The sequence below is a fragment of the Pontibacter sp. H249 genome, from assembly GCF_037892465.1.
Taxonomy (GTDB): domain Bacteria; phylum Bacteroidota; class Bacteroidia; order Cytophagales; family Hymenobacteraceae; genus Pontibacter.
This window is the reverse complement of the sequence record NZ_JBBKTR010000004.1, coordinates 71,594-93,292: the sequence shown is the minus strand read 5'-3', so window position 1 is coordinate 93,292 and position 21,699 is coordinate 71,594. Positions and strand designations below refer to the sequence as shown.

Annotated in this window: 16 protein-coding genes; 4 read left to right on the top strand and 12 right to left on the bottom strand. The window is 44.1% G+C overall.

Features of this window, described 5'->3' with window-relative positions:
• Positions 1–333: 333 nt before the first annotated feature.
• The 7 genes from WG943_RS07190 to WG943_RS07160 all read right to left on the bottom strand — a co-directional run bounded on the left by WG943_RS07190 (position 334) and on the right by WG943_RS07160 (position 11,247).
• A complete protein-coding gene (locus tag WG943_RS07190) occupies positions 334–3,231 on the bottom strand; it encodes a PD-(D/E)XK nuclease family protein (protein WP_340407793.1) in 2,898 nt (965 codons plus the stop codon).
• A gap of 38 nt (positions 3,232–3,269) precedes the next feature.
• Entirely contained in the window at positions 3,270–3,560 is a 291-nt protein-coding gene (locus WG943_RS07185; RefSeq protein ID WP_340407792.1) for a hypothetical protein, read from the bottom strand.
• A gap of 16 nt (positions 3,561–3,576) precedes the next feature.
• On the bottom strand, positions 3,577–4,011 hold the full coding sequence (locus WG943_RS07180; RefSeq protein WP_340407790.1) for a VOC family protein: 435 nt from the start codon (positions 4,009–4,011) through the stop codon (positions 3,577–3,579).
• A 75-nt stretch (positions 4,012–4,086) separates the two neighbouring features.
• Positions 4,087–4,641: a DUF4287 domain-containing protein gene (locus WG943_RS07175; protein ID WP_340407788.1), complete on the bottom strand. Its 555-nt coding sequence runs from the start codon at positions 4,639–4,641 to the stop codon at positions 4,087–4,089.
• Positions 4,642–4,760: 119 nt separating this feature from the next.
• Positions 4,761–7,004, bottom strand: coding sequence for an ATP-binding protein (locus tag WG943_RS07170; protein WP_340407786.1), 2,244 nt, complete (start codon positions 7,002–7,004; stop codon positions 4,761–4,763).
• A 64-nt stretch (positions 7,005–7,068) separates the two neighbouring features.
• Positions 7,069–10,470, bottom strand: a complete 3,402-nt coding sequence (locus tag WG943_RS07165; RefSeq protein ID WP_340407784.1) for a UvrD-helicase domain-containing protein — start codon at positions 10,468–10,470, stop codon at positions 7,069–7,071.
• 237 nt (positions 10,471–10,707) lie between these two features.
• Positions 10,708–11,247, bottom strand: coding sequence for a hypothetical protein (locus WG943_RS07160; RefSeq protein ID WP_340407783.1), 540 nt, complete (start codon positions 11,245–11,247; stop codon positions 10,708–10,710).
• Positions 11,248–11,871: 624 nt separating this feature from the next.
• Between WG943_RS07160 and WG943_RS07155 the strand changes: the two genes are divergently transcribed.
• Positions 11,872–13,707: a DEAD/DEAH box helicase gene (locus WG943_RS07155; protein WP_340407782.1), complete on the top strand. Its 1,836-nt coding sequence runs from the start codon at positions 11,872–11,874 to the stop codon at positions 13,705–13,707.
• Positions 13,708–14,026: 319 nt separating this feature from the next.
• Here the strand turns inward: WG943_RS07155 and WG943_RS07150 are convergent, their stop codons facing one another.
• From WG943_RS07150 to WG943_RS07135, 4 genes are all read right to left on the bottom strand, one after another.
• Positions 14,027–14,818: a DUF6544 family protein gene (locus WG943_RS07150; RefSeq protein ID WP_340407780.1), complete on the bottom strand. Its 792-nt coding sequence runs from the start codon at positions 14,816–14,818 to the stop codon at positions 14,027–14,029.
• A gap of 74 nt (positions 14,819–14,892) precedes the next feature.
• Positions 14,893–15,345 (bottom strand): ferritin-like domain-containing protein, encoded by a 453-nt coding sequence (locus tag WG943_RS07145; RefSeq protein WP_340407778.1) that lies wholly within the window; start codon positions 15,343–15,345, stop codon positions 14,893–14,895.
• Positions 15,346–15,428: 83 nt separating this feature from the next.
• Positions 15,429–16,661, bottom strand: coding sequence for a BaiN/RdsA family NAD(P)/FAD-dependent oxidoreductase (locus WG943_RS07140; protein WP_340407777.1), 1,233 nt, complete (start codon positions 16,659–16,661; stop codon positions 15,429–15,431).
• Positions 16,662–16,772: 111 nt separating this feature from the next.
• On the bottom strand, positions 16,773–17,600 hold the full coding sequence (locus tag WG943_RS07135) for an SDR family oxidoreductase (RefSeq protein WP_340407776.1): 828 nt from the start codon (positions 17,598–17,600) through the stop codon (positions 16,773–16,775).
• A 74-nt stretch (positions 17,601–17,674) separates the two neighbouring features.
• Here WG943_RS07135 and WG943_RS07130 point away from each other — a divergent pair, with 74 nt between their 5' ends.
• Positions 17,675–19,129 carry a phytoene desaturase family protein gene (locus WG943_RS07130; protein WP_340407775.1) on the top strand — a complete coding sequence of 485 codons (1,455 nt, stop codon included), beginning with the start codon at positions 17,675–17,677 and terminating at the stop codon, positions 19,127–19,129.
• Between the two features lie 169 nt (positions 19,130–19,298).
• Positions 19,299–20,186, top strand: a complete 888-nt coding sequence (locus WG943_RS07125; RefSeq protein ID WP_340407773.1) for a DNA/RNA non-specific endonuclease — start codon at positions 19,299–19,301, stop codon at positions 20,184–20,186.
• Between the two features lie 56 nt (positions 20,187–20,242).
• On the opposite strand, the gene WG943_RS07120 is transcribed toward WG943_RS07125, so the two are convergent.
• Positions 20,243–20,644: a nuclease A inhibitor family protein gene (locus WG943_RS07120; protein WP_340407772.1), complete on the bottom strand. Its 402-nt coding sequence runs from the start codon at positions 20,642–20,644 to the stop codon at positions 20,243–20,245.
• Between the two features lie 126 nt (positions 20,645–20,770).
• Here WG943_RS07120 and WG943_RS07115 point away from each other — a divergent pair, with 126 nt between their 5' ends.
• A complete protein-coding gene (locus WG943_RS07115; RefSeq protein ID WP_340407770.1) occupies positions 20,771–21,646 on the top strand; it encodes an SDR family oxidoreductase in 876 nt (291 codons plus the stop codon).
• Positions 21,647–21,699: the final 53 nt, after the last annotated feature.

Here is a 21,699-nt window from a genome sequence, read left to right as displayed (position 1 = left end):
GCTACGTATGCAGGTTGCGAACCGAGTCTATGGGTATATTTTCATGTATACGATTGTCATCCCCTTTGAAGTCACGCCTCCAAAATCAAGTTTGGGATCTTCGACTCCAAAGTCTCTGACTCCGAATCGGATTCGGAGGGGAGCTTTCCGTCGTTACTTGAATTGAGAACCAGGCTCTGTGGTTAAGGCCATTCCTCGGACAGGTCGCGACCTGTCCGAGGAATGTACTATTAATATGGGGCTATCGTACCAGCACATTCAAAAGGAAAATCAGAAATAAATCGTCTGTAGATAAAATCTTTTTAATCAAACCTAATCCCCTTAATCACCGGTCTACCTCGCACAAATCCCCCGGTAGGCACACCATTGGCATACATCCAGGTCCTGGGTTTTCTTTATAGGCTCTGCCGGATTCAGCATCCGGTTTACAAATTCAGAGAGCAATTGCTCCGAGGCTGGTATAAAATCCTTACCCACGGCCTCCATAAAATTAAACTCTGAAGACAGCACACCGGGATCTAGGTTACGGAACGATATGATACCAGATTTAGGATCTACACTAAGCGGAGAAACGTGTTGGGCATTGTGCAAAATTTTCTCTGGCTCGCGTTGTAGGGTGCGGTGCAAAATATACTCGTAAAGCCATAATTGGCGAGCTTTACCATACTTGGCATCTGTTAAAAAATGCAGTTCTACCTCTTCTGGCTTTACGTTAAGCTGGGCCTTTTCTACCTTACCGGTTTTATAGTCTATCACACGCAGTTCATGGCCTGTCAGGTCGATGCGATCTGCTTTGCCAGCAATGCGTACCTGCAGCGTTTCGCCGTTTACATGCACCGGAAGTATGGCATCCAGGGTATCTTCGAGGCGCAGCACGTAAAGCGGCAGTTCGTCTGAGGCTTTGAGCTTTTGCAGATATTTCTCAAGCACTTCTACGGCTACTTTAAAGAGCAGGTAGTTCATGCCGCGCTCTGGTTTGGCACCTTGCGTTACTTTGCTAAACTCAGCCTTTGTTTTAGCTGGCAGGGCTTGTAGCATCTGATCTACGTGCTCTGCAAGTATAGGCTCACCGCTTTGCACATGCGGCTTAAAGAAATCTTCCAGCACCTGGTGCACAATGGTACCAAACTGGTCATCACCCAATTGCTCTTCCACTTCGTCTATCTCCTGCATTTTGGCGATGCGGGTAAAGTAGTATTGCAGCGAACAATTGATATACATGTTCATGTGCGAAGGGTAGAGGCCACGCTCCAACTCCTTCTTCAGCTGGGCAATGGTTTCCGGGGTTTTCTCAATCAGAATATCCTCTTCATACTTGCGTGTCTGTTCCTGCTCTACGGCGGCAGTCATGTCGCGGAAGGTGATGCGGGGGTTGCGCAGGGCCAGGTCGTTTTGCAGCTGAAGTATAAAGCGGCTCTTTTCGCCGGAACCATAGGTATCGGAGGGCAGCACATACAGCAGGTTTACACGTTTGGCGCGTTGCAGCAGGCGGTAAAAGTTATAGGCCATCGAGCCTTCGTTTTCGGCATAGGTTGGCAATCCGAACTGGCGCAGCACATCGTATGGCATCAGTGACTCGTGGCGCTTTGGTGCCGGCAAAGTATTTTCGTTTACAGAAAGTATAATTAGGTTTTCAAAATCGAGAGCACGCGTTTCCAGCATACCCATAATTTGCACATCAGAGATTGGCTCACCACTAAACGGGAGTCGTGTCTGGCTAATTAGTTCATACAGGAACTTCTTAAAACTACGCACCGATATCTTATGCTCCCGGCAGTCGAAGATGGTATCAAGCCGCTTTACAAGCGTATAGAAAATATAGAGATATTCCGTCTCAATGGTGTTGTGGCCGTGGCTGTATACTTCGCGCAGCAGCTCGATCAGCTTAAACATCGACACGATAATATCTTCACAATCGCGCCAGCTGGTAAACAGCACTTCAAACAAAGGGTGGTGATTACTTAACTCCAGCAGTTCCTCTGCTCGAACTAACACCTTATTTTCCTGCACCATCTTGGTCAGCACTGTCTGTATCATGCCGTGATACTTTACCTGTTCCGGACTGTCGTTCAGGTGCAGTTCATACCTGCGGATAAAAGGGTGCGTGAGCAGTTTCGTAACCGACAAGTGGTAGTACTGGTGTACTTTGTATCCGGTGTCGTGAAGTTGCGTAACTCCGGTCAGGTGCACCTCAAAGAGCAAATCAATCAGGTTAAAAAGCGGCGTACCCTTGAAGCTCAGACCCATGGTTACGTTATAGGTCGGAATCTCGTCCGGAATGGAGTGCAGCACCGGCAGGAGCAGGGTTTCGTCTGGCAAAACAATGGCTACCTGCGCGTGCTTGTCTTTTTCGCGTATCTCCTGCAGCAGCTGGCCTGCCAGTTTGCCTTGCATGCTGGCATTCGCAACACCAATTACGTTTATTTCTTTCTCCTCCGTTAATAGCAGGTTTTGCTGCCATCGCCACTCTGGTAGTTTCCAGGTGTTTTTATACTTTCTCAGGAAGCTGCCGGCACGGTTAGGTGTGTTCTCTTCCATATAAAAATCATCGCTGTCGAACAGTACCTCTGCCTTTTCGTGCTTCAGTAGTGTTTTGATGATCTTTTCTTCGGATGTGGTTAAACTGTTAAGCCCGATGAAGATGAACTGCTGGCACTCCGAAGACTTAGCTATACTTTCAATTTCGCGGGCTACTTTCCGGAAAGCCATACCAGCATAAGCCTGCTTGTTTTCGAGCAGGCGCTTTTGCAGGTTGTGGTATGTTTTTTCGATGTTATCCCAAAGGCTGAAGTATTTACGTAGGGTAGGAGAAACTTCTTTTCCTAAAAATTTAGGGTCCCAGCGCTCCAGGGCTTTGGCCTCGGTTAGGTACTCAAATAGCTTTTTTGTGTCTACCAGGTTCTGGTCTATGCGGCTAAAGTCGTCGAGCAGGGTGCCGGCCCAGGTTACAAACTGGTCAAAGTCCAGGTTTGGGTCCTGCTCGCGCATCAGGTCGTATAGCTCCAGCTGCAGGTTGATCGGTTCCACCACATCCGTTTGCGCCATCTTCCGGATAAAGTCTTCCATGGCATACACCTCCGGCGACCAGATAGGCTCTGGTGAAGCCTGTGCTAGCGCAGTTTTAAAGAAAAAACTAGCACGCCTCGACGGCAGTACAATGCACAGGTCGCTGATGTTTTCTTTATACTTTTCGAAAATATACTTTGCCGTTAGCTCCAGGAAAGTTTGCACGTAGGTAATCTGATTTTGAATGGGTGGTTAATTGAATATTAAGCGATGTACTTAATCAGCATAGAAATTTTTAAAGCTGCTAAAATGACAAAGTTAAAAGGCAAAACAAATTTGAATTTGGAAGAAAAACGTAGGTCGCGATAAGGTATGATAGATACAAGCAAGGTTAGTGCAATAGCTACCGTTGCAATCATAATTAACTGTACTGTTCCATCTATCAAAAGTATGTAACTCTGAGGAGATTTAGTAAAGTAATTAAAGTCGATGTAAAGTCCCGTAATCAATAATAGTATGGCAGTAACCCATGCCATAACTTTAAGCTTAAACATACATAAATCGCTTTAATTAATGTATCGACGGCATCTTCGTATTCCCATGATCATCCAGTGGTAGGAACGGGTTGTAGGCGATCTCCCAAAGGTTATCATCCGGATCAGCAATGTAGCTGCTGTAGCCGCCCCAGAACACCTTTTCTGGCCTTTTAACCACACGAGCCCCCTTGTCTTCCAGTTGTGTCACCAATTGGTCTACTTCCTGCTCCGAGCGTACATTGTGTGCCAGCGAGTATCTCCTGAAGCCGTTGCCATCGGGTTCAACACCCGCATCATCAGCTAATGATTCCTGCGGAAAAAGAGCCAGTTGTATACCGTTTAGCTGAAAGAACACTATTCCTTCTGTACTGCTTTCCGTGGGCTTCCAGCCAAACACGTTCAGGTAAAAATCGCGGGAACGCTGCAGGTTTTTTACGCCTATGGTAATAAGTGTTAATCTTTGCTCCATTTTAATGGTCTAATGGCCTCCATGTAATACAGGTAGTAACCGGGTAATATATTAGTTTATACTTTGATTTAGATTTTACCTGGATTGCAAGTAAGCTTCTTCTAGCCAAGCTATCAGTTCAGGAGTTACATCATCCGGGGTTTCTGTTCTTACCCGGTGCGAACACATTGCGTTAAAGCTGCCAGACTTTTCAAGCTTGCCTTCAGGCTCTTTTCCTTTCAGATTTATGCCAACATCCAATCTTGTTTTAGTAGAGGGCTGTATCAGTGCAAACTGCTTTTTAGCTTTTATACTAACGTAGGTCTTTTTTGGAATAAATTCTACATCCGGGCCAAACTGCTTTACTTTGTCCAGTAGCTTCTCATAAATAGGATAAAGGATTTCTTTGCCCTTGTACTGTTCTGCTATTAGCTGCTGCGGGTCTTCTGCAGAGCCAGCTTCGCTTTCTTTAGCTTTATGTGCCACCAGGTTGGCATACCCGTGCGTTAAACCTTGGTCAGTTTTCAGATGCTTTATTATCTCACCATGCTTTTCAATACCAGAAGCTTTTACAATGCTTATCCATTCGTTAAGCGACTTACCTGTGTTTTTCTGCAGGTTATCGATCATAGTTTGGGTGGCCTGATCCATAGTTTCTAAAGTATGATTTCTAAATGCGTTTTTACATTGTAAGGTAAGTATAATTGAGATGATGAGGCTAATTAATTTTTAGGTATTGCTGCTTTTTGCCAGTAGCTACAGCAAGGTGTTTATGCTTCTGCTATACTTCGCGGAAAGGTTATAATGAAAGTTGTACCTTGATTGACTGTGCTTCGCACTTCAATTTTTCCGCCCATTTGCTCTACCTGCGTTTTAGTTAAGTATAAGCCAATGCCTTTAGAGTCTTTGTTCTGATGGAAAGTGTTATACAAGCCAAATAGTTTTGAGCGGACCTTGTCTAAGTCAATGCCCAAACCATTATCCGAAACCGATATGTGTATCTGATCCACTGTTGCCCACGACCGAATAAGTATTTGGGGTTTTCTTTGCTCCGAGCTATACTTTAATGCATTAGAAAGGAGGTTATGTAGTATACTTTCAAGGTAAATTCGCGGTACACTTACAACTGGCACTTCCAGATCTGTTTGTATTAAGGCATCTGTCTGAAGTATAGATGCTTGAAGGTTCTGCATCTCTTTGTCAACTATAGCAGCAATTTGTACTGGTTCTGTTTTTAAATCCTGCTTGATGGCAGCGTGAAGAACCATGTTCAGGTCATCTATCGTAGCCGACATGTTTTCGATCATCATGTTCATCCTTCCAATAACTTCAGCGCCTGTTTCAGGGGTTGGTTCTGCATTGTACAGTTGGTATAGGCCTTTGATGTTACTTAAAGGGGATCGCAGGTTATGTGAGATGATTTGAGTGAAGTCTTCAAGTTTCCTGTTCTTTTGAAGCAGCTCCTCTGCCGATGCGTTTAGTTCTTCATTTAAGTCTTGCAGCATGATAGCCTGTATTTCCATCAATAAGGCTACTATATCTTTTTGGAGTGTATGCGCTATGGTTACATCATTAAAAGACCAAGGCTGAGATTTGCCTCTGATAATTTCTTCCCAATTGTTAAACGATTTGCGCGGGTGGATACGTGCATCAACACCCGGCAAAGGCTTTTCTGGGTTGCCTGCCCAGATGCGTTTTTCTTGTATCTCTGGTTTAAAGAAAAGTATAAAGTCTTTTCTACTCTTAGATATCTCAATGGCAAGTATGCCGCTGGCCACATCACGGTAGTTTAGTGCGGCAGGTATATGTTTTGCCAATTCGCGGGTAGAAAGTACCTGGTCAACCTCAGCAGTAGACAACCATTTTAATATCTCTTGAATTTGCTTATCGCTGGGTGTGTTACCGATTTTTGTCAATCTTCTTTGCAAGCACATGGCAGCTCCGTGTGCCTGTGTTATGGAAAGTAAATTTACAGCCTCACCAAACAAACCCTGTTCAAAATTACCAGATGCCTTTACTTGTTCCACCAGTTTCTGCTCAGCGGTGTTGTAGCGTTCCATAATTTCCAGGTCTGTCTTTTCCTGGTTTGCCAGTACAGTATTTGCAAACGTCAGTGCCGTTACAAGACACGTCTGGCGCTTCCAGAAATTAATGAACTTGGCCGATTGGTGCTGGCACGCGATGATACCCCAAAGTTTACCCTGTACAATAATTGAAACAGATAACGTGGCACCCACTTCCATATTTTTAAGATACTCCAAGTGAATCTCTGATGGATTCCGAAGCTCTGATTGGATTATATTTGTTGGGGCGTTTGTTTTGGGGTCGAAGTAGGGTATAATGTCTACGGCTTCAGCATGCACATCTGGTATTTGCCTTACATGCTTTCTTAGCAGCAGTTCGCGCGCCTGTGCCGGTATGTCTGTTGCTGGAAAGTGGTGGTGAAGATAAGAGCGCGCACCCGGTTTCGTTTTTTCAGCTATTACTTCTCCATTCCAGTCCTGATCAAAGACGTAAAGCATTATCCGATCGTAATCAAACAAACGCTGCACATAGTTTACCAGTGCATTTGTCTGTTCCTGAAATGTTTGTAGGGAATTAAGTTCTGAGTGGAAATGGGTAAAACTTAATGTGTTTTCTAGCCTGTTCTCATTCCCGGATATTTCCATTGGCTCGCACTCAAGTACCAGTTTTCCTTCGCTTTCATGGATAAAGGAAAAGAAGTTTTTTTGCTGCAAAACAATGGCCTGCGGACTTATAGTGGTGCCGCTTTCGATTTGTTTCTTAAGTATGCTATACTCTTTAGGAGAGGCAACAGCAGCTAGTGTTTTACCTGAAAGCTGTGTTGCCGGAGTATTTAAAAAGCTGTGAATATTTTCGCTGGCCTGTATTATTTTATGAGTTTCTTTATCCAGGATTAGCATGAAGCCATGCGGCTGTATTCTGCCGATGATTTGAATGGGCTCCTTATCGCAGTTGCTTAGGTCTACTTTGAGGTTTTTATAATTCTGCATTAATCTTTCCTGGCTGCTTACCAGATACTTCTTTTTAATAAGTTGGAAATAGGTAAGCTTAATTTTAGAAGGCTAAGCCAAGTTGCTGTTTTTGCTTGCCACCATAGTGCCACGTTAATACTTTCTGTGTATCAAAATAATAAAGTACGCATTTTACCTTTGTATAGCCTAGCTGCCTGAATCTTACTGCGTAATGATCTAGTTTGTTACGATGTTCAGGCTCTGGTGGCGGTGTTTTAAATTCTATCAATACTACTCCATCATCTTCAAAAACAATGCGGTCTGGTTTGTACAGATAGGCTCTTGCATCAAGTACTTCTTTTTCATGTTCTACCACCACATTACCTGTAAAGTACTTAGCCAACTCTTTATGGTTTAGCACTTCTGCCAGTTTAGTACGCAATTCAGGTTTCTCCCGTTCGCTTATAATTCCCTCGTACACCATTTGGCGCAGCACCTTCTCCAGTTCTGGAGCAAAGGCAATACGTGCCAAGGCAAAATGTAGTTTACGGTTTAGTTGGCGCTGCTTTGTCTGTGTCTCAAAGTCGAATACGTTATTGGCATGCTGCTTAATCTTAAGGCGCTTTTCCCAGTCGGTTGCCACCAGGTGATCTAACGTATAGGTATTGTTTAGTTCAGTGCCTGCACGCTGCGCGCGTGGGGCACCTTTAGACAACTGATAACAATGTCTGCCAAACTCCCACAGGTCTTTATGCACAAGGTAGCGGTACAGCAGGTGACTTACGTTCTTCGCTTGTCCGTCTGGTTTTGGTGCTTTGCGTTCTTCCTGCAGGTCTTTGGCACTAGCTACCAAGTATAATCTTTCGATGGGTCGGGTGAGAGCCACATACAGCATGTTCAGGTTTTCGATAAAGGTTTTCTCTATCTCGGTGCTGTACTGCTCTGCAAGTATAGTATTCTCTAGTTTAGAACTTATGTTAACTGCCACACTGCGTAATTTACCAGTTACACTAATTTCCTCTGGCAATTGGCTCCACATCAACGATCCACGTTTTGGCTCAGTGCTCCAGTCGGCAAAAGGTATGATTACAATAGGGTAGGCCAATCCTTTGGATTTGTGTATGCTGGTGATGGTGATAGCGTTGCGATCTTTGGGTGTGTTGATGCTTAATTTCTCTTTCTGCACATCCCAGTAAGCTAGAAAATTATTCAGGTTGTTGCTGTGCTTTAAGCTATACTCCAGCACTAAGTCCAAGAATCGGAAAAGGTACTCGCTCTCGTTGTTTTTACCCAGCAGGTTAAAGATGCGAATAAGCTTTTCGGTGAGCTCATAAATTGAAAGGTTACCTGTTTCACGCTCCTGCACATCAAAACCAAACACACGCAGCTGATCAAAGAAAGATTGGTTTTCTTTTTCGTTGGCAATGTCGGCAATAGTTTTGGTCATCTCCACATCCGGTATCACGCCTAATGCCACTTTGCATACCAAGTATAAAGCCTCTGATTTAGCCAAGGAATCGTTGGGCCGGTTAAATACCCGGAACATGGCTACAATTAGGTTAATTACTTCTGCAAACTGAAGTGAAAGCGAATCCTGTGAGATGATATCGTACTTACGCTCTTTTAAGAAATTAGCAATAAGCTTGCTCTTAACGTTGGTACGGCAAAGTATGGCCATGTCCTTTAGTTCATAGCCTTCAGCCATTGCCTCCGTTACCAGCTGCAGCACAATGTCTAATGTACTTTCATTGTAAGTTAAGGCCTTGGGCTGCGTATATCCATCATAAAACGCTTCTGTTCTGCAGCAGTTGTTCAGATCATACTTATAGTTCAGGTCATCGTCGTGGGTAAACAGTACTTGTATCTGGCCTCCGTTGTTCTGGCTTCCTACAGGGGTTTGTTGCTTAAAGTCCTCGTCGTAAATAGACGTGAACATGCCAAACTCTTTGTGGCCCTCGCTTATAAATGAGAATAGTTCGTTGTTAAAATCGATGATTTCGGAGCGGCTGCGGTAGTTGGTTTTTAAATTTGCCGGTTCTAATGCCTGGTCTACAGAATCATACCTTTCTTTAATAAGCGGACCGTGGCGGCGGTTCTCGTACAGTTGTTTCGTGCTCTGCTTGTACAAGTGTAAAATTTGCTCCATTTCGCCGCCGCGCCAGCGGTAAATAGCCTGTTTCGCATCGCCTACCACCATGCTAAAATGGCCCGAAGCAAGTGCATTGTCTACAAGCGGTAGCAGGTTGTTCCATTGCAGAACCGAGGTGTCCTGAAACTCATCAATAAGAATATGATTATACTTTTCGCCCAAACGCTCATAGATAAATGGCACCGGCTCCTGCAGTACAATATCAATGATGCGCTTGTTAAATTCCGAGATGTGAACTGTGTTTCGGTCAAGCTTAATTTCCTGGAGGCATTTCTCCAGTTCGTTTAATACGGATACCTTGTACAGGTGCGGTACGATCTGTTGTATTAATGTATAGGTTTCGGAGTACTGCTCCTTTATACTTTCGATGTGGTAGTACAGATCGGTTAGCGGCTGCTTTATACTTTCGATCTGGCTTTTGGTGTAGGCGCTTGCTTTGCCACCTGCCCACTTATCTTCCTCTATGGTTTTTACAGCGTTGCTGTTACCGTAGTTCAGGTCTATATCTTTCTGCGACCACTTATTAAAGTAGCTCCAGATGCCGCGGTTGCCCTGGTATAAATCAGCAGGGGAGAGGTCTGCATTTTCAATAAGTTGCAGTCCTTGTTTACCTGCTTCCTGCACGGCTTCCTCAATCTTTTGTTTTGCATCAAACAGCTCCTGGCGCACCAGCTTAAAATCTTCCAGGTTAAGTTGCTGAATGTCGGTAATGGCTTCATATACTTGCTCATTAAGCAGGTTACGTGCAAAGTCCATGAGGTCTTCTGCAAGCAAGGTCCAGCTTTTACCTTCGCGGGCTTTCTCTAGCACATACTGCTCCAGCGTCTGAGAAAGCAGATCGTCTTTAGCATCAGAAACCTTATCAAGCAACAGCGAAACAGCCGTACTTAGCAGCGAGTTAGAATCCAGGTCTACCTCAAAGTTATGCGGTATGTTTAGCTCCCTGGTAAAAGCCTGCACAATTTTATTTACAAAGCTATCGATGGTGCTGACACTGAAGTCGGAGTAGTTGTAAAGAATCTGCCGGAACAGATTGGCAGCACGTTGGCGCACTTCCTCTACATCAAGCTGCTCTTCCGGATACTCCTGCTGTAGATCTTCTGTTATACTTTGCAGCAGGCTCTCACTTTTGGCTTTCTCTTTTTCTGGCAGGTTAATGTCGTTAAAATTACGCAAAGCTGCCAGTATACGCACCTTCATCTCAGCGGCGGCATCATTTGTAAATGTAATGGCTAGGATAGAACGATAGTAATCCGGATCAGAAGTATGCAGAGCCAGCTTAAGGTACTCTTTTGTTAAGTGGTATGTTTTGCCTGAGCCGGCAGAGGAAGAGTATATTTTAAAAACAGAGGGCATGGATCAGCGTTTATACTTTAAAGATAATGCGAAGCTGTTGCCATCTACAAATTATACCTAAAAAGATTTATGAGAAGCATTTATCACCAATGATAAATTAAAGGTAGTTCATGACGTGACTAGTGCGTCAGAATTTAATAATGACTTGATTACTTGAGAGGGAAAACTTAATGCATTAAAAACAATAAAGCCTTTCCTGTGCAGGGAAAGGCTTTATATTATAGTAGGAACTACTATTTATGCATAAACTGGCTCAGCTACTTTTACCTCTGGTTTTGAAGCTGTGGCAAAATCTTTTACGCACACATGGTACATAATGCGCGCCATCGATACCGAGTAATCAGTAATAATACAATGCTGCTGTTCCGGACTCACAAGTGCCTTGCTGTTGCCGAGGTTAAACTTGCTTAGTTCCATTACTTCATCAAAGTTCTGGCGTAGCATCTTTAATGCTTTGAAGGATGGTTCGTTGTAATACATCGGTATTACCTGGCATACGGCGTAGCTGCCTTTTGCTCTTTCCGCCTGTATAGTCTTGCAGAGTGATTCGATGTTCATTTTGTCCAGGTCAGAAATGATCACAAAAAATACTTTTTTCTGTTCTGAACTTGCTGAGCGTGCCGGAGCACTGCCTAGAAGCATGTTGCGGGTAATTTTGGTGCCCTGATGGAAGCTTTCGTCTTTCAGGATTTTGTTGTGGATCTTAAATGCTAACGCACCAGAAGCAATCAGGTTGAACTCTTTACCTTGAGTTGAAATTTTGGAAAAGTGTAACATAATAAATGGGACTAGAGGGTTTAAGGATTTCATTTAACTAGCTATCAGGCGCTATGCCTGCTTCTCATTAGCTTAGGTAAATAAGGCTTGTCACACAATTAATAGGTTAGTAGGGGCAGATGGGTACTATAGTAATTTGCGGTCATAAGGGTTTAGGTTAGTGGTTTGGGTTAATATGTTCAGTACTACGCTGCAAAGACATTTGGTTTACATCTGTAATTGCTATATATGGTAAACGTGTTATTAATAAGGGTGAATTGCAGGATATAACGTGTGAAAAAGTATATAGTTACCTATTCTAATAAAAAATTTAATTTTAAACATAAATATATAAATTAAATATTAGTTAGATATAAATAGGTAGTATAGTAAGTGAAATTGCTCTTGGAGTGGGTAAACCGATATATTTTCGGGGTAGATATACTAATTTTAAATAAAATAGTTTAATCAAATTAAATATTGTACCTTTGCCCCCTTATTTGGATACGGTCTGATTACTGTATAACTGGATACTCCATTGCTGGCATAACCTGGTTGTTTTAGTTCTTCGTGTCGCTCTCTGCGTAGAGATAAGTTGATAAGCAGACTGATTCCAGATGTGTCATAAACAGTTTAAGTAATTAGATGAACAAAATCAGATTTGATGAGCTTCCGCTTTCGCCGGAGGTTCAAAAAGCAATTGCAGACATGGGCTTCGAAGAAGCCTCTCCCATTCAGACAGCAGCCATTCCGGTTGTATTAGAAGGAAAAGACATTATTGGCCAGGCCCAGACGGGTACTGGTAAAACCGCTGCCTTTGGTATACCTACCATCGAAAGCATTGATACTTCCGATAGAAGCGTGCAGGCACTTATACTTTGCCCTACACGCGAGTTAGCTATCCAGGTATCAGGCGAGATCCAGAAACTGGCTAAGTACAAGCAGGGTATCAGCGTGGTTCCGATCTACGGTGGCCAGAGCTACGACCGCCAGCTGCGTGCCCTTAAGCAGGGTGTGCAGATCGTGATCGGTACACCGGGCCGTGTGATGGACCACATTAATCGTGGTACACTAGTACTGGATAACGTGCGCAAGATCATTCTTGATGAGGCGGACGAAATGTTGGACATGGGCTTCCGTGAAGATATCGAGTATGTGCTGGAGCGCATCCCAGAAGACCGCCAGACGATCTTCTTCTCAGCTACTATGTCTAAGCCGATCATGGAGATGACCAAGCGTTATCAGACAGATCCGGTATTGGTTAAAGTAGTACACCAGGAGCTTACCGTTAGCAACATAGACCAGTTCTATTTTGAGGTTAGAAACAACATGAAGCAGGAAGTGCTTTCGCGCTTACTGGATATGTATAACCTTAAATCAGCTATCATCTTCTGTAATACCAAGCGTATGGTGGATGACCTGGTTTCGGGATTGCAGGCACGCGGTTATTTTGCCGATGCATTGCACGGTGACCTGAACCAGAATCAACGTTCTAACGTGATGGGCAAGTTCCGTAACGGTACGCTGGAGATACTGGTAGCTACAGACGTGGCAGCCCGTGGTCTGGACGTGGAAAACGTAGAGGCTGTATTTAACTACGACCTTCCGCAGGACGAAGAATCTTACGTGCACCGTATTGGCCGTACTGGTCGTGCCGGTAAATCTGGTAAGGCTTTCTCTTTTGTAGGTGGCCGTACAGACGGGTACAAGTTGAAAGACATCATGCGCTATACTAAAGCGAAGATTGTTTTACAGCAGGTGCCATCTATGGAAGATGTAAACGAGATACGCACTAATGTTTTCTTCGATAAAGTGAAGGAAGTATTAGAGAAAGGCCATCTGGCAAAGCACGTGGCGCGCATTGAGCGTTTCGTGAACGAGACAGACGGTTATACACCACTTGATGTAGCTTCAGCGCTTCTTAAAATGAGCCTGAAAGAGCAGAAGGTGAAAGAAAAAGGTGCTGAGGCTGAGAAAACCCTTTCTGCTACCAAAGAGGGAATGGACCGCCTGTTTATTACCATTGGTAAAAAAGACAGAGTGCACCCTCGCGACCTGATCGACCTGTTAGCTCAAAACTCAAGTATCCCTGCCAGCCAGGTTGGCGATATCGACTTGTACGACAAGTTTAGTTTTGTGGAAGTGCCAACAGAGTATACAGCAGAGATTGTGGCTAGCGTAAACCGCATCGACTATGAAGGCCGTTCTATTGTGGTTGAGAAATCGCAGAAGAAAGGCTCCGGACCAAAAGAAGGCGGCGGTGAAGACTTCGGCTTTGAAGGACGCTCTGGTGGCGGCGAAAGACGCAGAAGTGGCGGCGGCGGCTCTTTCAGAGATCGTGATCGTGGCGGCTACGGAAGAGGTGATCGCGGAGGAGACAGAGGCGGCGATCGTGGCGGTTTTGGAAGAGGTGACCGTGGTGGTGACAGAGGCGGAGAAAGAGGCGGTGACCGTGGCGGCTTCAGAAAAAGAAGATTCTAGAGTTTTCTTTAACCAGATGTAACAATGCCTTTTTGTAGGCGTATATAATACCATACAGAGTTTAGGAGTATAAAAACTTCAAAATCTGTTAGAAAAGGCTGACTTGAAACGTCAGCCTTTTTGATTTTATGCCTTGTTATAGAGCTCATCGAAAATAAATTAAGATATTTTTAAAAGTTCTGTAACCTCTCCTAATGTAGGGGCGTAAAAGGAGTATCATAAAAAGGTTGGAAGATTAAGCTGACTGTTTACGCAGTTAGATAATACAAGGGTAAGATCAGACGGATCTTACCCTTGTTGCATTTTAGGGCATACTATTTCATACTTCCATTTGTGATATGTGCTCTATGCCGTAAGCTATACGTTTTATATTTCCTGTAAAGTAAGTATACTCTCCTTCAGGTAATTGCCACGCCGCTTTTAGTGTAGAGGGCAAATAGAATCCGTTAAAATCTTTGTAATCCAGGTAGTACGCTTTCCAAGTATACTTTTGATAGTGACTTCCACCTGTGGAGTAGAACCTGTCTTCAGTTTCAAATTTTTCTGGCATACCATTCTCATCAAAATAAAACTTTCCGGTAGCACTTATTCCTGCATCTGTAATGGTGGCTTCTAAAGTATGCGTATCAACTTGTTGCCAGCTTATATAAGAGCTTAACAAAGCAGCGGGCAGCAGCACCGACTCCGAAAGAAAAGTAACTAGTGCCGATACGTTCATTTCTGGACCTTTGGTATTACTTACCGTAAAGTTGGCTAACCTGATCAGCATATTGCCTTCGCTGTGCTGATACTTGTCTTTTCCGGCAAACGGAATTATACCAAGCATTTTACTCTGCATTAATGCTATTCTGGTTGGTTGAGTTGCAGCATTAAACTGGCTGCAGTCTATGTGCATCCAGTCTTTATCAGGTTTCAGTTTTAAGTAAGTGTTTTCCCATATTAAGCTAAAGTTACTGGCCATAGGTTTGTTCAAAAAGCCGGCTTTGCGAAGGTATGTCTGTAATAAGGTTGGTAAAACCTCAAGGTGAGCTTCACTTAACTGTTGTGGTACTTGCTGTGGCTTTTGGAGCTCCTGTTGAATTTCGTATAAGTATAAATCCTTTAAAGACATGGCTGATTTAATTTATATGAAAGAACAAAAAAAGGAGCCGAAGCTCCTTTCTATACTTTATATTTTATCAGTTGTTACACACTCTTTGCAGCATCGCGCAGAGAGCGAATGTGGTCGTGAGCACTTTTTACATCGTTGTACTGCTGCTCTACAATAGCTTTCAATTCAGCAGGCAAATCCTTCTTAAGGGCATCACGGTAAGCGCTTACGGCGTAGTCCTCGCCACGCTCACATTCTTCTAACACACGAGTTCTGTCTTTAGATGATAAAGCAGATTTTAAATCAATCCAGGCGCGATGAAGTGTACCCTCAATAGAGCTTGACTCAGTATCGGTTTGGCCGATGCGGTGCAGATAATCCTGCAATTCAGTGATCATGCTGTCGCGCTGCACGGCATACTTTCTGAAAAGGTCTTTCAGATCTTTGTCTTCAACGTCTTCTGATGCAGTCTTATATCCTTTTTCTCCGTCTTTGCAGCGCTCTATTAAATGGTGTACTGTTGAGTATACTTCTTTATTATTTTCCATAGTTTTACAAATTTATTTCTAATATGCAGATGTACTGATATTAATTAAAATTTGTTGCCTGCTAAGATTTTATATGCTGTAAATCAGAGAGCTGCAGCCATTGCCTTTCCTGCCAGGTAGCCAGTTGTCCAGGCGGCCTGAAAATTGAATCCTCCGGTGATTCCGTCTACATCCAGTACCTCTCCTGCAAAGTATAAACCTGGCTGCACACGGCTCTCCATGGTTTTAAAATTTACCTCGCTCAGGTCTATGCCACCACAGGTAACAAATTCTTCTTTAAACGTGGTTTTTCCTTTCACTTCAAAAGGCGCACGGTGCAGCGCTTCTATCAATTTGTTTGTATTCTTAGCAGGCAGTTCAGCCCATCGTGTTTGCTCCGGTATATCGGCAAGTATGGTTAGGGCTTTCCAGAGGCGTTGCGGCAGGCCGAAAATAGGATTAGAACTAACAGTCTTTTTAGGGTGTGACTGCCTGTAATCCTGCAGGTGTTCACGCAAAGCTTCTTCAGTATATTCCGGTATCCAGTTTATGAGCGCGGTAAAAGTATAGCCTATATCATGAAACAACCTGGCACCCCAAGCCGAAAGTTTAAGTACAGCTGGTCCGCTGTATCCCCAATGTGTAATCAATAGCGGTCCTTCATACTCCAGCTTCTGGCCAGCAATGCGCACTTTAGCCTTTGGCACCGATACCCCCATCAGCTCTTTTAGGGCGTTATCAGGCACATTAAACGTAAACAGTGACGGCACAGGGGCCTGTATATTATGACCTAACTCACGCAGCCAATTGTAAGCCTGCGATTTCGGGTTTCCACCAGTACATACCAGAACTTTGTCAGCGGTTATACTTTGGCCGTTGCTCAGGTTAAGCAAAAATTGAGGATTACCATTTATACTTTGAGGTTCTATTTTATCAACGGCAGTACTAGTTTTAATGCTAATGCCTGCACGCTTTGCTTCGCGCATGAGGCAGTCAATAATGGTTTCAGAGTTATCAGTTACCGGGAACATGCGTCCGTCGGCTTCGGCTTTTAACTTTACGCCGTGCTTCTCGAACCATGCTATTGTTTCAGTTGCCCCGAAGTTCTTAAAAGCTTCTTTTAGTTGCTTAGCCCCACGGGGGTAATGCTGCGAAAACACTGTAGGCACAAAACAGTTGTGGGTCACATTGCAGCGTCCGCCACCCGAAACCCGCACTTTCGAGAGCAACTTATTTGATTTCTCCAGTATTGTGACCTGCGCGTTTGGGTTAGCCTCTGCACATGCAATTGCACCAAAGAAACCAGCCGCCCCACCGCCTATTACAATTATATTCATTATTGAGTGTTTATTGCTGATTGTTGTTGCTCTCAAAGAAAATGTAAAGTGTTGTGAATCTACTGTTTTAGTATTAATCACCCCAGCAATCAACAATCAGCAACAAAAATACTAAAAGAAAAGCATAGGGTCGGGGTGTAAGAAAACATAAGCCAGGTCGTCTTTAAGTTTTTGACTTTTTATCAGCTTGAACTGCGTTTCCTGCATGTCATCAAACTCAGGGGGTGTTAAGCCTAAACTATTTGCTGCTCTCGGGAAAAAGTCTTTTCGCAGCGGGTGAGCATCAGCACAGGCATTATAAACTTCGCCCCATTTTTCCTGCTCTATAATGCGGTAAAGTATGGCCATGCAATCATCCAGGTGGATCATGTTAACGGGAGCATCACCGTTTGGAAGGTGTTTTTTGCCAGCTAAGAACCTGCCCGGGTGTCTGTCGCCACCTACTAAGCCGCCAAAACGCACAACAGTGGTTACCCAGTCTTCCCGGTCCTGGAATAACCGCTCAGCCTGCAGTAGCATGTTATCAGGTTCTTTTTCATCTGTAAAGCTGATATCCTCTTCGGTTACGATACGGTTCAGGTCTTGGTAAACAGAAGTAGACGATACAAAAAGTATGCGGCTAATGTCTGACTCTAAAAGAGCTTTAAGTAAAGTATGCATCTGCTGCAGATAGCCCTTTCCACCATCGGATCGCAACTTAGGTGGAATATTGAGCAATAGTACATCAGCAGCTAAAAACTCAGGTAAATGTTGTATCTGCTGGTTTTCCTCGGTTAAATTTAACAAGTATGGCACGATGCCCTTTTGCTCCAGTAACTCCAGTTTACCCGGAGAAGTAGTAGAGCCTTTTACGGTATAGCCAGCCTTTACAAGTTGCTCTGCTAGTGGGAGGCCAAGCCATCCACAACCTAACACACTGATTACCTGTTTGTCACCCATTTTATACTTTGTTTAGTTTTAAAACCTAACAAATATAGCTGCTTCTGGTTTAGAGTAACAGTTAAATGGCAACTATGGATTATGATGTTATACTTATAGGCTCAGGATTCGGGGCACTAACAGCGGCTGCTCTGTTAGCTAAACGCGGCCTTAGTGTATGCATTTTAGAACAGGCAAAATACCCCGGCGGCTGTGCTACCTCTTATAAGCGCAAAGGCTATTGGTTCGAAACAGGAGCCACCACATTGGTTGGTTTAGATGATGATATGCCGTTGCGCTACCTGCTGGATGAGTTGGGGTTAGACGTACCTGTTCGTAAACTGGAGCCACCCATGCAGGTGCATCTACCGGATGGGCAGTTGGTAACCAGGTACGGGAACTTGCAGGAGTGGATTGCCGAGGCAGAGCGTGTATTTAGCAAGCATAAGCAGCGGGAATTTTGGGAGCATTGCTACAGCGTAAGCAGGCAAGTATGGCGCACCTCACTTCAGCAGCGCAGTTTCCCTTTTTCTAATTTTAAAGACTTGGTATTATGTGTTACACGGGCACGTCCTGAACAATTGAGTTTGTTGCCAGCCGCCTTCAGAACCATGCATGATGTATTGCAAAAGTATGGCCTGCATCAAAACCAGTTGTTTGTTGATTTTGTAAATGAACAGCTGCTGATCACGGCACAAAACCATGCTAAGGAAGTAAACGAATTGTTTGGCGCTACTGCACTTTGCTACACTCTTTACAGTAATTATTATGTAGACGGCGGTCTGATAAACCTTGTAAAGCCAGTTATAAGCTATATCACCGAAAAAGGAGGAGAAATAAAGTATGGACAACAGGTAGAGCAGGTGGAGTTGCTCAGGAACGGGTATAAGGTTAACACCAGCAAAGGGAGCTACTACAGTAAGTATGTCATCAGCGGTATTCCTTTGAACAACACGCAGAATCTATTTACCGATAAAAGTATAAAGCAGCGCCTGCAGCCATACCTATTACATTCCGAGAAACTGAACGGCGCATTTACAATGTCGCTGGTGCTGGATAAGGCTGAACTGCCAGAGGTGCTGCATCACCAGGTGCATGTACCTTCTGGTTTGCCTGTTATCGGGGGCAAAAGCATCTTTATTAGCTTCAGTCATCCGGAGGATAAGCTTCGTGCAAAGGCAGGGGAGGTAGTTGCTTCTGTTAGTACCCATGTGGTGCACCCCGAAAAGCTGCACATACAGGACAAAGCAGTAATTGAAGACGCCATTCTTACGGCATTGCATAAGGCTGGAATACTTCAACCTGAAAGTATATTATACAAGCTATCTGCAACGCCTGGTGCCTGGATTTTCTGGACCAATCGTGCCTGGGGTGCTGTGGGTGGTTATCCGCAGTACAAAAGTATAAAGCCCTGGCAAATGAAAGATGCCCGCCTAGACAATAAAGGGGTCTACGTATGCGGTGATACAGTTTACCCGGGGCAAGGCATAGTTGGTGTTTGCCTCAGTGGCATTATTGCTGCCGAGAAGCTTTGGCAGGATCATTTCTGAGGCTGTAAGTTTACTATTCACATGTACGAACATCTATAATAGCATTTAAACCATTTGACTTTAAGTTGTTTATAGATTATGCTATTGTAATCGTAAATTTTATATTTAGATAACAATCGATTCAAAAACATCAGGCATATTTGAAGTATACTAAAAACACTATATGTCTATGTTAAAACATTTTAAACAATTCATGTATCTGTCCCTGATGGGGTGGATGCTGGTTTCATGTTCTCAGGAGCAGGTAACACCTGGCGTAGATAGCCAGAAAATAGGTAAAGTAAGCCAAGCTGCTAATGCCACAGCTACCAAGGATAGTAACCTGGCCATGGGTAACCCAAGTGGTGCCGGCACCAGCTACTCAAACTACTTGGTTACTAAATCGCAGTATGCTATGTCGTACAACAGCTACAGGGGCACCCCAAACTGGGTAAGCTGGCACCTGAGTAGTGCTTGGTTAGGTTCAGCGCCGCGCCAGGATGATTTCCGTGCAGATAACTCGCTGCCAAGTAATTTTTACAAAGTGTCCTCATCTGATTACACTGGCAGCGGTTTCGATCGTGGCCACAACTGCCCTTCAGCTGATCGTACACTTACAACTACGGATAACTCTGCTACTTTTCTGATGTCGAACATGATTCCGCAGGCACCGAACAACAACCAGAAAGCCTGGGCTAGTTTAGAAAATTACTGCCGTACACTGGTAAGCCAAGGCAATGAGCTGTATGTGATTATGGGTAGTTACGGCTCAGGTGGCGATGGTTCTGCGGGTTATAAAACAACGCTTGCAGGCGGTAAGGTAACGGTACCAAACCGTATCTGGAAAGTGATTGTAGTGCTGCCGGTAGGAAGCAGCGACGCTAGCCGGGTAACAAGCAGCACCCGTGTAATTGCCATAGATACACCAAACTCAAACACAATCAACACTAATTGGGGTACTTATAGAACAACTGTAGATGCCATTGAAGCGAAAATGGGGTATAACCTGCTTTCAAATGTGTCGAGCTCTGTACAGAGTGTGATTGAGGCGCGTGTTGATAATGGTCCAACACAATAAAACATACATTGCTTCTTGTATTAGAGCCGGCCTGCTAATGCAGGCCGGTTTTTTTATTACGTTTCTACTACAATTGTTTTAAGGCCGGCATAGTCACCGTTTTCAGTTTCTCCAATAATGTAAACGGGCATGGTGGTTTGGCTGACTTTGTAAGCTTTAACGTTGCGGAGCAGTTCTTTTAGTTTAGCCTCCAGTTGCTTAAAGCGCTCTGCATCCTGTTTTTGCTTTTGGTCTGCCTCAGGGTGTGGGTTTTTCATGCGGTGCAGAAAGTCTTCTACTTCTAGAGCCTCTATAGAAGTGCCGGCAGGCTTGCCGTCCCATTCTACCACAGTCTCTTTTGTGAAAGGCTCATCGGGTTTTTCATGATGAAAAAACTCAAAAATTTCGTCTGTTTCACTTAGCATCACAAGGCCATCTGCTGCCTTGAGTAATTCCTGTTTTAGATGATCTATTTCCATAGTTTTTGGCTTGAGTTATATGAATGCGTGCTCTTTTTCCGGATATATACATCAATATGCTTATATTTCGTAAAAGGGGCAGAAAAGATAGCTCCCTGGTGTAAATAAACTTAAACGGAAAATACTATGATAAAAGCTGAACCAATGCTTAAAGAGGGTGCCCTGCGTGGTAAAACCATTATTGTAACTGGTGGTGGTACGGGACTTGGCCGCTCTATGGTTAAATATTTTTTGGAGCTGGGTGCTAACGCTGTTATCTGCAGCCGCAAAATGGATGTGCTGGAACAAACAGCCAAAGAACTGGAAGCAGAGACAGGAGGTAAGGTACTACCAATAGCTTGTGATGTACGCAAATACAATGAAATTGAAGCAGTACTACAGCAAACACTAGATACTTTTGGCCGAATAGATGTGCTCGTAAACAATGCTGCTGGCAACTTTGTGAGCCCTACCGAACGCCTAAGCCATAAAGCGTTTGATGTTGTAACTGATATCGTATTAAAGGGTACCTACAACTTTACCTTAGCCGTTGGCAAGCATTGGATTGAGCAGAAGCAGGAGGGAAGTATGCTAAACATTGTTACCACCTACGCCTGGACTGGTTCTGGTTATGTGGTGCCATCGGCTTGTGCCAAAGCAGGAGTCTTGGCTCTAACCAGATCACTGGCTTCTGAGTGGGCAAAGTATGGCATTCGCTCTAATGCTATAGCGCCAGGCCCTTTTCCAACAGAGGGTGCCTGGACTCGTTTATTTCCGAAACAATTAGCTGATAAACTAGACCCGGTTAAACGTATACCAGTGGGTCGTTTTGGGGAGCATCAGGAGCTGGCTAACCTGGCGGCATACTTAGTATCCGATTATGCTTCTTTTGTAAACGGTGAGGTAGTTACTATAGACGGTGGCGAATGGCTGTACGGGGCAGGGGAGTTTAACGCTTTTGATCAGATACCGCAGGAGATGTGGGATGCTATGGAAAAGCAGATGCGTGGCAAAGGGCAGTAAGCTTTAAATAGGATATCATAAAAAAGCCTCTACTTTTGGGTAGAGGCTTTTTT

What these genes read in the sequence shown, in the direction of transcription:
- WG943_RS07115 (WP_340407770.1), top strand. Translation starts at nt 20,771, where the DNA reads ATGATAAAAGCTGAACCAATGCTTAAAGAGGGTGCCCTGCGTGGTAAA.
- WG943_RS07185 (WP_340407792.1), bottom strand. Translation starts at nt 3,560, where the DNA reads ATGTTTAAGCTTAAAGTTATGGCATGGGTTACTGCCATACTATTATTG.
- WG943_RS07165 (WP_340407784.1), bottom strand. Translation starts at nt 10,470, where the DNA reads ATGCCCTCTGTTTTTAAAATATACTCTTCCTCTGCCGGCTCAGGCAAA.
- WG943_RS07170 (WP_340407786.1), bottom strand. Translation starts at nt 7,004, where the DNA reads ATGCAGAATTATAAAAACCTCAAAGTAGACCTAAGCAACTGCGATAAG.
- WG943_RS07120 (WP_340407772.1), bottom strand. Translation starts at nt 20,644, where the DNA reads ATGGAAATAGATCATCTAAAACAGGAATTACTCAAGGCAGCAGATGGC.
- WG943_RS07155 (WP_340407782.1), top strand. Translation starts at nt 11,872, where the DNA reads ATGAACAAAATCAGATTTGATGAGCTTCCGCTTTCGCCGGAGGTTCAA.
- WG943_RS07140 (WP_340407777.1), bottom strand. Translation starts at nt 16,661, where the DNA reads ATGAATATAATTGTAATAGGCGGTGGGGCGGCTGGTTTCTTTGGTGCA.
- WG943_RS07145 (WP_340407778.1), bottom strand. Translation starts at nt 15,345, where the DNA reads ATGGAAAATAATAAAGAAGTATACTCAACAGTACACCATTTAATAGAG.
- WG943_RS07130 (WP_340407775.1), top strand. Translation starts at nt 17,675, where the DNA reads ATGGATTATGATGTTATACTTATAGGCTCAGGATTCGGGGCACTAACA.
- WG943_RS07175 (WP_340407788.1), bottom strand. Translation starts at nt 4,641, where the DNA reads ATGGATCAGGCCACCCAAACTATGATCGATAACCTGCAGAAAAACACA.
- WG943_RS07180 (WP_340407790.1), bottom strand. Translation starts at nt 4,011, where the DNA reads ATGGAGCAAAGATTAACACTTATTACCATAGGCGTAAAAAACCTGCAG.
- WG943_RS07160 (WP_340407783.1), bottom strand. Translation starts at nt 11,247, where the DNA reads ATGTTACACTTTTCCAAAATTTCAACTCAAGGTAAAGAGTTCAACCTG.
- WG943_RS07150 (WP_340407780.1), bottom strand. Translation starts at nt 14,818, where the DNA reads ATGTCTTTAAAGGATTTATACTTATACGAAATTCAACAGGAGCTCCAA.
- WG943_RS07135 (WP_340407776.1), bottom strand. Translation starts at nt 17,600, where the DNA reads ATGGGTGACAAACAGGTAATCAGTGTGTTAGGTTGTGGATGGCTTGGC.
- WG943_RS07125 (WP_340407773.1), top strand. Translation starts at nt 19,299, where the DNA reads ATGTTAAAACATTTTAAACAATTCATGTATCTGTCCCTGATGGGGTGG.